Source organism: Micromonospora sp. 4G55, assembly GCF_016803375.1.
The window spans coordinates 1-12,075 of record NZ_JAEVHN010000140.1; the positions used below are offsets into that span (position 1 = coordinate 1).

Annotated in this window: 7 protein-coding genes and 3 pseudogenes; 9 read left to right on the plus strand and 1 reads right to left on the minus strand. The window is 71.6% G+C overall.

The genetic code is table 11. The features are described 5' to 3' along the window. Nucleotides 1–239: 239 nt before the first annotated feature. Nucleotides 240–1,025, minus strand: coding sequence for a hypothetical protein (locus JNW89_RS14255; RefSeq protein WP_238449306.1), 786 nt, complete (start codon nucleotides 1,023–1,025; stop codon nucleotides 240–242). Between the two features lie 387 nt (nucleotides 1,026–1,412). Between JNW89_RS14255 and JNW89_RS14260 the strand changes: the two genes are divergently transcribed. The 9 genes and pseudogenes from JNW89_RS14260 to JNW89_RS37645 all read left to right on the plus strand — a co-directional run bounded on the left by JNW89_RS14260 (nucleotide 1,413) and on the right by JNW89_RS37645 (nucleotide 12,025). Then, nucleotides 1,413–2,414, plus strand: coding sequence for a LacI family DNA-binding transcriptional regulator (locus tag JNW89_RS14260; protein WP_238449307.1), 1,002 nt, complete (start codon nucleotides 1,413–1,415; stop codon nucleotides 2,412–2,414). A 120-nt stretch (nucleotides 2,415–2,534) separates the two neighbouring features. Next, a complete protein-coding gene (locus tag JNW89_RS14265) occupies nucleotides 2,535–4,211 on the plus strand; it encodes an ABC transporter substrate-binding protein (protein WP_238449308.1) in 1,677 nt (558 codons plus the stop codon). A gap of 74 nt (nucleotides 4,212–4,285) precedes the next feature. Next, nucleotides 4,286–5,330, plus strand: a pseudogene (locus JNW89_RS14270) (ABC transporter ATP-binding protein); the annotation flags it as partial. A 114-nt stretch (nucleotides 5,331–5,444) separates the two neighbouring features. Further along, nucleotides 5,445–6,422, plus strand: coding sequence for an ABC transporter permease (locus JNW89_RS14275; protein WP_238449310.1), 978 nt, complete (start codon nucleotides 5,445–5,447; stop codon nucleotides 6,420–6,422). Nucleotides 6,423–6,425: 3 nt separating this feature from the next. Further along, a complete protein-coding gene (locus tag JNW89_RS14280; RefSeq protein ID WP_238449309.1) occupies nucleotides 6,426–7,475 on the plus strand; it encodes an ABC transporter permease in 1,050 nt (349 codons plus the stop codon). Continuing rightward, a pseudogene (locus JNW89_RS14285) lies at nucleotides 7,472–8,455 on the plus strand (ABC transporter ATP-binding protein); the annotation flags it as partial. The gene JNW89_RS14280 and the pseudogene JNW89_RS14285, both read left to right, overlap by 4 nt. Nucleotides 8,456–8,517: 62 nt before the next feature. Continuing rightward, nucleotides 8,518–9,982 (plus strand): annotated as a pseudogene (locus tag JNW89_RS14290) (GH1 family beta-glucosidase). 153 nt (nucleotides 9,983–10,135) lie between these two features. After that, nucleotides 10,136–11,563 carry a glycoside hydrolase family 30 beta sandwich domain-containing protein gene (locus tag JNW89_RS14295; RefSeq protein ID WP_309139983.1) on the plus strand — a complete coding sequence of 476 codons (1,428 nt, stop codon included), beginning with the start codon at nucleotides 10,136–10,138 and terminating at the stop codon, nucleotides 11,561–11,563. A gap of 99 nt (nucleotides 11,564–11,662) precedes the next feature. Continuing rightward, entirely contained in the window at nucleotides 11,663–12,025 is a 363-nt protein-coding gene (locus JNW89_RS37645) for a ricin-type beta-trefoil lectin domain protein (RefSeq protein ID WP_309139984.1), read from the plus strand. Nucleotides 12,026–12,075 lie beyond the last annotated feature (50 nt).

Sequence of the window (12,075 nt, forward strand, 5' to 3'; positions counted from 1 at the left end):
CGGGTCGAGCCGGCTGGTCACCGAGGCGCGGCGCCTGGCCGCCGCGCTCGACCGGTGACCGGGATGGTGGTGGCGAGGCGTGGATGGAAGCCGGCTCACGACCTCCGGCCCTGTCCGGCGGGACCCCTGCGACGCGGTGCTGCCGCTGTTCCTCAAAAGACAAGCAGGGGGACTGCGTGAAGGTCGTGCGCAGGCCGTAGCGGCGGCGGGCGGACGGGGTGCGGCTGGCGACCCCGCCCCTACCCGTGGCCCGGCGACGCCGCGCCGGCGCTGGGGACGAGGCCGGCCGTCAGGTCGGCGACGGTCAGCGGTGTCCAGGGCGTGCCGGCCCGGCCGTCGATCAGCAGCGCCACCGACCTCCCAGCGACGTCGGCGCCGACGGTCGACCCCAGTCGGTCCGCGTCCACCATGGCCGCGAGCACGGTCGACCCTGTGGATGACGTGAGCGCGCCGGGACCGCCCGGCTCGGCCGCCGCCGCCCGGATCGCCGCCACGGTCGCCGCCGGAGCGCCGGTCGGCACCTCCGTGGCGGTGCCGTCGGCGTGGACGACGAGGATCCGGTCGCTGCGGGCTGCCGCGTGCCACGCGACGAGGTCGAGCACGCTGGCCCGGGTGCCCGCCTCGAAGTGCTCCCACAGGTCCGCGGCGACCCGGCCGAGCCGTGGACCGTGCTGGCCGACACTGTGCCCGTAGCCTCGGGTCGACAGGCTCGCGTCGACCCACATCACCTGACCCGTGCGCACGTTGAAGACCAGCGGCGCCAGGGACCGGGCGTCGCCGCGCAGCCCGAACCGCTGCATGACCCGGGCGGCGTCGAACGCGGCACCCTGTTCCTGCGGCAGGGAGAACCCCGCGAAGGCCGCCGTCAGCGCCTCGAAGGGCACGTCGTTGTAGCTCAACACGACCGGTACGGCCCACACGACCCCGGCCGCCCGGAGCGCGGCCCGGTTCAGGTCGAGGAACTCCGTCGCGCCCAGTAGGGCCGGGGCGGAGGTGAGGTCACCGGAATGCGGCGGTCGCCGCACCCGCGTGAGCAGGGTCAGAGCCAGGAGCGGGACGGGCGCTGCCCCACGAGGCCAACTCGGGCGACGTCTACGCCCGCGCCCGGCCCGCCTGGCGGACGTCAGGCAGCGGCGAAGGCGGCGAGCCGGTCCAGGCCGGCCGGTTCGGTCATCGGATCACGGTAGGCGCCGGCACGCCCCCCGAACGAGCCGGTTTCCTCGCATCGACGCTGGTCACAACCTGGATCGGCCACGCTGCCCAGAGGCACTTTTTTCAGGTTTCGAACTTAGCCATGCTTCGTTATCCGTCCGTTATTGACGTGACCTGCGCCACTTCGGTTGACTGCGACGGAACCGCTTCCGCAACCGGTTCCGAAACAACGCCTCACCCCTTCGACCCGGGAGCGTCACGTGCAGATCACCATCGCCGACGTCGCCACCCGCGCGGGGGTGAGCAAGACGACGGTGTCCCGGGTGCTCAACGGCAAGGGCGAGGTGCACGTCCGCACCGCCGACCGGGTCCGCGCGGTCATCAACGCCCTCGGGTACGTGCCGAGCGCCCGCGCGGTCGGCCTGGCCCGCGGGCGTACCCGGGTGGTCGGCATGCTGGTGCCCGCCCTGACCTGGCCCTGGATGGGCGAGGTGCTCCAGGGCGCGGCCGACGTGGTCGAGGCCGAGGGGTATGGCATGCTGCTGTTCACCTGCACCCACGGCGACGAGTCGATGCGGCGGTTCGCCTCCCAGGTCTCCGCGAAGTCCTTCGACGGCCTGCTCGTGGTCGAGCCGGAGGGCACCCTCGACTACATCACCGAGCTGCACGAGCGCGGACTGCCGGTCATCCTCATCGACGACCGCGGCCACCAGCCCGGCTTCCCGTCGGTGCGCACCACCAACGAGTCCGGCGCGCGAGCCGCGGCGGCGCACCTGCTGGCGCACGGGCGGAAGCGGCCGCTGGTCGTCACCGGCCTGAGCCGCTTCGGCTGCACCCGGGAGCGGCTGGCCGGCTTCGCGGATGGCTACGCCGACGCCGGCCTGCCCATCGACCCCGCCCTCGTCGTCGAGGGTGACTTCACCTTCGAGTGCGGGCGGGTCGCGGTGGAACGCCTGCTCGCCGACAGCGTGCCGTTCGACGCCGTCTTCGCGCACAACGACCTCTCCGCCGCCGGGGCGCTCCAGGCGCTGCGCGACGCCGGCCGCGGGGTCCCGGACGACGTGGCGGTGGTCGGCTTCGACGACCTGCCCCTGGCCGGGCACACCCACCCCCCGCTGAGCTCGGTCCGCCAGCCGTTGCGGGAGATGGGCGCGGCCGCCGCCCGTACCCTCATCGCCCACCTCGCCGGCACGCCGCTGCCCGACACCCCGACCGTCATCCCCACCACCTTCACCGTCCGCGCCTCGACCGGCACCACCTGACCTCGCACCGATGTAGCTCCACCCGCACCGGCGGGCGTCCCGTCCGCCGGTGGTAACACCGCACACCCTCCATCCACCACATCCCGCCCCAGGATTGCGGGAGCACCGAGGGAGACCTCCATGAGAAGAAGGCAACTCCTCGCCGTCGCGCTGGCCGGCGCGATGGCCACCGGCGTCGCCGCGTGCGGCGACAGCCCGAACGCCAACAAGAAGAACGGCCAGGCGGCCACGGTGCTCAACGTGGGCATGCCGAACGGGCCGCAGGCCGAGAACAACAACCCGTTCCTCACCACGTCCGCCGCGGCGTCGCTGGGCTACCGCTGGCAGATCTACGAGCCGCTGATGATGTGGAACCCGGTGAAGCCGGCCGACCCGTTCAAGCCGTGGCTGGCCACCAAGGCCGAGTGGTCGTCGGACTACACCTCGGTGAAGGTCACCATCCGGGACAACGCCACCTGGTCCGACGGGCAGAAGGTCACCGCCGAGGACGTCGCCTTCACCTACAACCTCGTGAAGAAGTACCCGGCGCTGAACGACCAGGGCGTGCCCTACACGGACGCGACGGCCAGCGGCAACGAGGTCACCATCAAGATGGAGAGCCCACAGTTCGTCAACCAGCAGAAGGTGCTGTGGCGGGTGCCGATCGTGCCCAAGCACATCTGGGAGAAGATCAGCGACCCGACGACCGACACCGTCAAGCAGCCGGTCGGCAGCGGCCCGTACACGCTGAAGTCCTTCACCCCGGCCAGCATGACGCTGTCGGTGCGCGACAAGGGCTACTGGCAGGACCTGCCGAAGGTCAAGGAACTGCGCTACACCTCCTACACGGACAACAGCGCGCAGACCACCGCCCTGGCCAACGGCGAGTCGGAGTGGAGCTTCGTCTTCATCCCCAACTACCAGGCCGTCTTCGTGGCCAAGGACCAGGAGCACCACAAGGTGTGGGCCCCGGCGATCCTCGGCATCCACGGCCTCTACCTCAACACGACGAAGAAGCCGTTCGACGACCCGGCGCTGCGCCGCGCCATGAACATGGTCATCGACCGCGCCGACATCTTCACCACGGCCGAGGCCGGCTACTTCCACCCGCAGGTGAAGAGCGTGACCGGCCTGCCCAGCCCGGCCGGTGACTCGTTCGTCGCGCCCGAGTTCAAGGGCCAGGAGCACAAGGTCGACGTCGAGGGCGCCAAGGCGCTGCTGACCGGCGCCGGCTACAAGCTCGAGGGCAACACCCTCAAGGACAAGACCGGCAAGGCCGTCACGCTGAAGCTGACCGACCCGGCCGGCTGGTCGGACTACCAGACCAGCCTGGAGATCGTGAAGGACAACCTGTCGAAGATCGGCATCGCCGCGACGGTCGACAAGGCCAACCAGGACGCCTGGTTCCGCAACGTCGAGCAGGGCAACTTCGAGGCGACGTTCCGGTGGACCGAGGGCGGCGCCACGCCGTACGACATCTATCGGACGATCATGGACGGCCGGCAGCTCAAGCCGATCGGCACCGCCTCCCCCGCCGGCAACTTCGGCCGCTTCAACAACAAGGAGGCGACCGACGCCCTGGTCGCCTACGCGAACGCGACCGACGAGGCCGCGCGCACCACCGCCATGAACACGCTGCAGAAGATCTTCGTCGACCAGATGCCGATGATCCCGGTCGGCGCGGACAACATCGGCGGCGCGTACAGCACGAAGAACTGGACCGGCTGGCCGGACGACTCGAACCCGTACGGCGCCATGCAGCCCACCCAGCCCAACGCGCTTGACGTGGTCCTGCACCTCAAGCCCGCCAACGGCTGACCTCGCCAACCGCCTCCCCGGCCGGCTCCCGGCCGGCCGGGGAGGCGCACCCCACGCTCAGACAGGAACTCGGCATGACGTTGAGCGAGAGCGCGGCGGCGCCGGCCGACGAGGTGGTGCTGGAGGCCGTCGGCCTGACCAAGCACTTCCCCGTCCGCAGGCGGCTGCGTGACCTCTTCTCCCGGACGCCGGCCGTCGTGCACGCCGTCGACGACGTATCGTTCGCGCTGCGTCGCGGCCGGGTGACCGCGCTGGTCGGGGAGTCCGGCTCCGGCAAGTCCACGGTGGCCCGGCTGCTGGCCCAGATCTATCCCCGCACGGCCGGCGACCTCCGCCTGCACGACACGTCGACCAAGGTGCGCGGCGGCCGGCCGTTCCGGTCGTACGTGCGGCGGGTCCAACTGATCCTGCAGGACCCGTTCGCCTCGTTGAACCCGGTGCACACCGTCCGCTACCACCTCACCCGATCGCTGCGGATCCACGGCAACGCCGGGCGCGGCGCCGAGGACCTGGACCGGGCCCTCGCCAAGCTGCTCACCCGGGTCAGTCTCACCCCGCCCGAGCGCTACCTGGACGCCTTCCCGCACGAGCTGTCCGGCGGCCAGCGGCAGCGCGTCGCCATCGCCCGGGCGCTCGGGGCCGACCCGGAGGTGCTCCTCGCCGACGAGCCGGTCTCCATGCTCGACGTCTCGATCCGCCTCGGCGTGCTCAACCTGCTGCAGGACCTCAAGGACCGGCTGAACATCGCCATCCTGTACATCACGCACGACATCGCCTCGGCCCGCTACTTCGCCGACGAGACGATCGTCATGTACGCCGGCCGGATGGTCGAGGGCGGCGACAGCGAGACCGTCACCCAGAACCCGGCCCACCCGTACACCCGGTTGCTCACCGACTCGGCGCCGGACCCGGAGCGGATCACCGGCGGCGGCGCCGCGGTCGACGCGGCCGCCGGGAAGGACCGCGGCCAGGGCGAGCCGCCGAGCCTGATCGCCCCGCCCGCCGGCTGCCGGTTCCACCCCCGGTGCCCGCACGCCATGCGGCGCTGCACGGCTGAGCTCGCCGCGGCTGACCATCGGCGACCGGCCCGGCCACTGGGCAGCCTGCTGGCTCTACGACCCGGCCACCGTCGCCGCCGACACCCCCGGCTCGGCCGCGCCGGACGCGACCCGACCGTGCCACCGCCCCCGGCGCGCTCGAGCGGGGCGACACCGCCACCCTGGAGGAGACCCGATGAGATTCCTCCTGCAGCGAACGGCCTTCTACCTGTTCACCGCGTGGGCGGCCATCACGCTCAACTTCTTCATCCCGCGGCTGGTCCCGGGCGACCCGGTGCAGTCCCTCATCTCGCGCAACCAGGGCCGGATCAGCGCCGACGCCATCGAGTCGCTGCGCGTGCTGTTCGGGCTGGACGCGAACGAGAGCGTCTGGGAGCAGTACCTCGACTACTGGGGGCAGCTCCTCCACGGCGACCTGGGGCTGTCGTTCACGTTCTTCCCGGCGCCGGTGTCGACGGTGATCGGCGACAGCCTGCCGTGGACGGTAGGCCTGGTCGGCATCACCACGATCATCAGTTTCCTGCTCGGCACCGGGCTCGGCGTCGGCGCCGGCTGGCGGCGCGGCTCCTGGGTCGACGGGCTGCTGCCGGCCACGACGTTCCTGTCCTCGATCCCGTACTTCTGGCTGGGTCTCGTCGCCATCGCCGTGTTCACCGGGCCGGGGAGCTTCTTCCCGTCCTCCGGCGGCTACGAGGCGGGCCTCGTGCCGGCGTTCGACGGGTACTTCATCCCGAGCGCGATCAAGCACAGTGTCCTGCCCGCCGCCACCATCCTGGTCTCCTCGATGAGCGGGTGGATCCTCAGCATGCGCAACATGATGGTGACCGTCTCGTCGGAGGACTACATCACCGTCGCCCACGCGAAGGGCCTGTCGGAGCGCCGGGTGGCCCTGAGCTACGCGGCCCGCAACGCGCTGCTGCCGAACGTCTCGGGCTTCGCGCTGTCGCTCGGGTTCATCGTCGGCGGCACGCTGCTCGTCGAGATCGTGTTCTCCTACCCGGGCCTCGGCTACCAGCTCTTCCAAGCGGTCGGCTACAAGGACTACCCGCTCATGCAGGGGATCTTCCTGATCATCACGATCTCCGTGCTGGTGGCGAACCTGCTCGCCGACGTCGCGTACCTGCTTCTCGACCCGCGGACCCGAAAGAGCTGAGCGATGACCATCTCACCGTCGAGCATCGAGCAGGTCATCCCCGGTCAGGGTGCGATGGCCCAGCCGTCGGCCGCGCCGGGCCGGGCGAAGCGGCGCCGGTTCCGCTTCGTCGCCAACGCCAAGGCCGCCACCGGCCTGGTCATCCTGGGCATCTACTGCCTCTTCGCGGTGATCGGGCCGTGGGTGGCGCCGTACAACCCGGACGCGCGCAGCGCCGACGTGCTCCAGGCGCCGTCGACCCGGCACTGGTTCGGCACCACCCACCTCGGTCAGGACATCTTCAGCCAGATCCTGGTCGGCGCGCGCAGCGTCATGGTGGTGGGCCTGCTCGCCGGCGTGCTGGCCACGATCCTGTCCATCCTCATCGGCGTGACGGCCGGCTACATCGGCGGGGCGGCCGACGAGGGCCTGTCGGCAGTCTCCAACGTGTTCCTGGTCATCCCCGCGCTGCCGCTGATCATCATCGTGACGTCGATCGTCGAGCAGGCCAGCGACACGCTCGTGGCGCTCATCATCGGCCTCACCTCGTGGGCCTGGGGGGCGCGGGTGCTGCGCGCCCAGACGCTGTCGCTGCGGCGCCGTGACTACGTCGAGGCGGCCCGGGCCACCGGCGAGCGGACCTGGCGAATCATCCTGTTCGAGATCCTGCCCAACCTCACCGCCATCATCGCGTCCGGCTTCGTCGGCACGGTCATCTTCGCGGTCATGTCGGAGATCACCCTGGCCTTCATCGGCATCTCGTCGATCTCGTCGTGGAACTGGGGCACCATCCTGTTCTGGGCGCAGGGCCAGCAGGCCCTCGCGCAGGGCGCCTGGTGGTGGTTCGTCCCGGCCGGGCTGGCCATCGCACTGCTCGGCACCGCCCTCGCCCTGATCAACTTCGGCATCGACGAGTTCGTCAGCCCCCGGCTGCGCAGCGCCGGCAAGACCCGGATCCGCACCGCCGACGGTCGCAGCGTGCGGATGCGGGTCGGCTTCACCCCCGTGCTGGCCCCTACCCCGTCCGTCCCGACGCCACGGGCTGCCACCACCCGAGAGGACGTTGTGCGATGAGCGATCCGGTGCTGGAGATCCGCGGGCTGCGGGTCGACTACGGGCTCGGTGACGCGGCGGTGCACGCCGTACGCGACGTGGACCTGACCCTGCACCGCGGCGAGGTGCTGGGGCTGGCCGGCGAGAGCGGCAGCGGCAAGTCCACCCTGGCGTACGGGCTGACCCGGCTGCTGCCGCCGCCCGGCGTGGTCAGCGGCGGCCAGGTGATCTACCACCCGGCCGACGGCCCGCCGGTCGACGTGCTGACCCTCAGCCCCGCGCAGCTGCGCAGGTTCCGCTGGGCGGAGACCTCGATCGTCTTCCAGGGCGCCATGAACTCGCTGAACCCGGTGCACAAGGTCTCCACCCAGCTGCTCGACGTGATCAAGGCGCACGACCCGACGAGCACGGCGGCGGGCCGGCTGGCCCGGGCCCGGGACCTGCTCCGCCTGGTCGGCATCGCCGCCGACCGGCTGGACAGCTACCCGCACCAGCTCTCCGGCGGCATGCGGCAACGCGTGATGATCGCCATGGCGCTGGCGCTGGAGCCGCAGGTGGTCATCATGGACGAGCCGACCACCGCGCTGGACGTGGTGATGCAGCGGCAGATCCTCGGCCAGCTCGCCGAGCTGCGGGAGCGGCTGGGCTTCGCGGTGCTGTTCATCACCCACGACCTGTCGCTGCTGGTCGAGTTCTCCGACCGGATCGCCATCATGTACGGCGGCCGGATCGTCGAGGAGGCGCCCGCCGCGCAGCTCTACCGGCGGGCCCTGCACCCGTACACGGAGGGGTTGCTGCACTCCTTCCCGGCGCTGCGCGGACCGCGCCGGGAGCTGACCGGCATCCCCGGCTCCCCGCCGGACCTGCGGGCCATGCCGGAGGGCTGCGCGTTCCACCCGCGCTGTCCGAAAGCGTTCGACCCGTGCGACAAGAAGGTGCCGGCACTGGGCGCCGCCGAACCGGGTCGGGACGTCGCCTGCTGGCTGCACCCGGTCGCCGCCGCGGCCCCCCCGCTGACCCCGCTCCCCGTCCGACCGAACGACCCGCTACCGCGAGGAGAACCATGGACACCGACCTCACCCGCTCCACCGCCACCGACGGCTCCAGGTCGTCGCGCGGCGACAGACGCGCCGAGCTGGAGTCGTCGCACGGGCAGGCCGACCCGATCGACACCCTTCCGCCGACCTTCCGGTGGGGGGTGGCGACCTCGTCGTACCAGATCGAGGGTGCGGTGGCCGAGGACGGCCGGACGCCGTCGATCTGGGACACCTTCTGCCGGGTGCCGGGCGCGGTGGCCAACGGCGACCACGGCGACGTGGCCTGCGACCACTACCACCGGATGCCGCAGGACGTAGCGCTCATCGCGGACCTGGGTCTGGACACCTACCGGTTCTCGGTGGCCTGGCCGCGGGTGCAGCCGGGCGGGCGCGGGCCGGCGAACCCGGCCGGGCTGGCCTTCTACGACCGCCTGGTGGACGAGCTGCTCGGCCGCGGGATCGACCCGTGGGTGACGCTCTACCACTGGGACCTGCCGCAGGAGCTGGAGGACGCGGGCGGCTGGCCGAACCGGGACACCGCCCACCGCTTCGCCGACTACGCGGAGCTGGTCTTCGCCGCCCTCGGCGACCGGGTGAAGACCTGGACCACGCTGAACGAGCCGTGGTGCTCGGCGATGCTCGGGTACGCCTACGGCCTGCACGCGCCGGGCCGGCGGGACCTGGGCGCCGGGATCGCCGCGCGCACCACCTGCTGCTCGGGCACGGGCTGGCGACGCAGCGGCTGCGCGCGGCGGCGGGCAGCCCGATCGAGCTGGGCATCACCCTCAACATGGCCACCGCCGACCCGGCCACCGACAGCCCCGCCGACCGGGACGCGCCCGGGCGGCGGACGGCCTGGGCAACCGGATCTACCTGGACCCGCTCTTCCGCGGCCGGTACCCGGAGGACGTGGTGGCCGACCTGGCCGCCGAGGGGGTGCGCATCCCGGTCGAGGACGGTGACCTGGAGGTCATCTCGTCCCCGATCGACGTGCTCGGGGTGAACTACTACTTCGGGCAGGCGCACTCCGGGGTGGACGAGCAGGGCCGGGAGCGGGACGACGACGGTCGGCCGGTGCGCCGGGTGATCCGCCGGGACCTGCCGCGCACGGCGATGGACTGGGAGATCGTGCCGGACTCCTTCACCGAGCTGCTGGTCCGGCTGCACCGGGACTACCCGGGCGTGCCCATGGTGATCACCGAGAACGGGGCGGCCTTCGACGACAAGCCGGACGCCGACGGGTTCGTGGCCGACGACGACCGGGTGGCGTACCTGACCGAGCACCTGCGGGCGGTGGCCCGGGCCCGGCAGGCCGGTGCGGACGTGCGCGGCTACTTCGCCTGGTCCCTGCTGGACAACTTCGAGTGGGCGTACGGCTACGACAAGCGGTTCGGCATCGTCCGGGTGGACTACGACACCCAGCGGCGCACGCCCAAGCGCAGCGCGCTCTGGTACCGCGACACCATCCGGCGGGTGCGCGGGGAGAGCTGACCCGGCCGCTCGGGGCGGCCGCGCGGGATCCTCCCGGGCGGCTGCCCCGCCGTGCCCGGACACCCACGTCGGGCGCTTTTTTCACGTCTTGACATAAGCAGGTGCGAGGGGTTTCCTCATTCACGGATGTTGATTTATCCGGAAGGAGCATCCGTGTCCCCCACCACCGTTCCCCGCCTCGCCGGCCGCGCCGCCCTCGCGCTCTGCCTCACGGCCGGCGCCCTCGCCCTCGCACCGCCACCCGCCGCGCAGGCCGCCGGCGAGACGGTCAACCTCTGGCTGACCACCACCTCCGACTCCGGCGGACGGACCGTCACCCGGGGCCTGCAACAACAGAGCCCGCTGAGCTTCGCCGCCACCAGCCCCGCCGCCACGCACACCATCACCGTCGACGAGAACACCCGCTACCAGCCCTTCGAGGGCGCCGGGGCGTCCATCACCGACACCACGGCGTACCTGCTGCGCGGCGGGCCGGTGAGCGCGGCAACCCGGGACGACGTGATGCGCAAGCTGTTCAGCCCCACCGACGGCATCGGCCTGTCGTACGTGCGCAACCCGATCGGCGCCTCCGACCTGTCCCGGCCCGGCAACGTCTCGCTCGACGACACCTGCTGCGACCTGAACGACTTCGGCGCCAACGGCTACGACACCAACGTGGAACTGCTCACCGCGCAGGCCCGGCAGCTCAACCCGGCGCTGCGGGTGATGGTAGTGCCCTGGAGCGCGCCCGGCTGGATGAAGGACAACGGCCGGATGGACCAAATGGGCTGGCTCAAGTGGGAGTACTACGCCACCTACGCCCAGTACTTCGTCAAGACCATCCAGGCGTACGCGGCCCGGGGCGTGAAGGTCGACTACCTCTCGGTGCAGAACGAGCCGAACTGCTGCCAGGCCGGGAACCCCACCGCCATGGACTACCCGGGGATGAGCTGGAACTCCTCCGGCCTGGTCGAGCTGACCAAGAACTTCGTCTACCCGGCGTTCCGCGCCGCTGGCATCACCACCAAGGTGCTCGTGCACGACTGGAACTACGGTGACTACGGCACCATCGGCTCCGGGCTGCTCGCCGACAGCGCGGTCCGCACCGACCCGCTCTTCGGCGGCATCGCCTGGCACGGCTACTGGGGTGACCCGGCGGTCGGCAGCCAGGTGCGCGGCCAGTACCCGGCGGTGCCGCAGTTCAGCACCGAACACTCCGGCGGCACCTGGATCACCAACCAGCACAACGAGGACATGGCCGACATCGTGAACTACGCCCGGAACTGGAGCCGGAGCGTGGTGAAGTGGAGCCTCGCGGTCAACCAGTTCATGGGCCCGCACAACGGCGGCTGCGGCACCTGCACCGGCCTGATCACCGTCCAGGAGGGCGGCGCCCGCGCCGGCCAGGTCGACTACACGATCGAGTACTACACCACCGGGCACCTGACCAAGTTCGTCCGGCCGGGGGCAGTGCGGATCGACTCCACCGCCAACGGCACGGTGCAGAACGTCGCGTACCGCAACCCGGACGGGTCCAAGGCGCTGCTCGCGCACAACGGCGGCACCTCCGCGCAGTCGGTGAAGGTGGTCTGGGGCGGGTAGTCGTTCACCTACACCCTGCCGGCCCGCACCACCGCCACGTTCACCTGGTCCGGCACCCAGTCCGGTGGCGGCGGCACGCCGACCGGCCCGATCACCGGCATCGGCGGCAAGTGCCTCGACGTCACCGACAACTCCAGCGCCGACGGCACGCCGGCGCAGATCTGGAGCTGCACCGGCGGGGCGAACCAGCAGTGGACCCGGGCCGCCGACGGCACCCTCCGCTCGCTGGGCAAGTGCCTCGACGTGGCCGGGGGCGGCACCGCCGACGGCACCAGGGTGCAGCTGTGGACCTGCAACGGCAGCGCCGCCCAGCGGTGGACCTGGACGGCCGGGCGGGACCTGGTGAACCCCCAGGCGAACAAGTGCCTGGACGTCATCGGCAACACCTCCGCCGACGGCACGAAGACGCAGATCTGGACCTGCACCGGCGGGGCCAACCAGAAGTGGACGCTCCCGTCCTGAGCCGGCGCCGGGCCGGCGCGCTCCCCGCCGCCGGCCCGGCGACTCAGCGG

Coding starts and splice junctions, on each gene's coding strand:
- JNW89_RS14280 (WP_238449309.1), top strand. CDS start 6,426: ATGACCATCTCACCGTCGAGCATCGAGCAGGTCATCCCCGGTCAGGGT.
- JNW89_RS14265 (WP_238449308.1), top strand. CDS start 2,535: ATGAGAAGAAGGCAACTCCTCGCCGTCGCGCTGGCCGGCGCGATGGCC.
- JNW89_RS14275 (WP_238449310.1), top strand. CDS start 5,445: ATGAGATTCCTCCTGCAGCGAACGGCCTTCTACCTGTTCACCGCGTGG.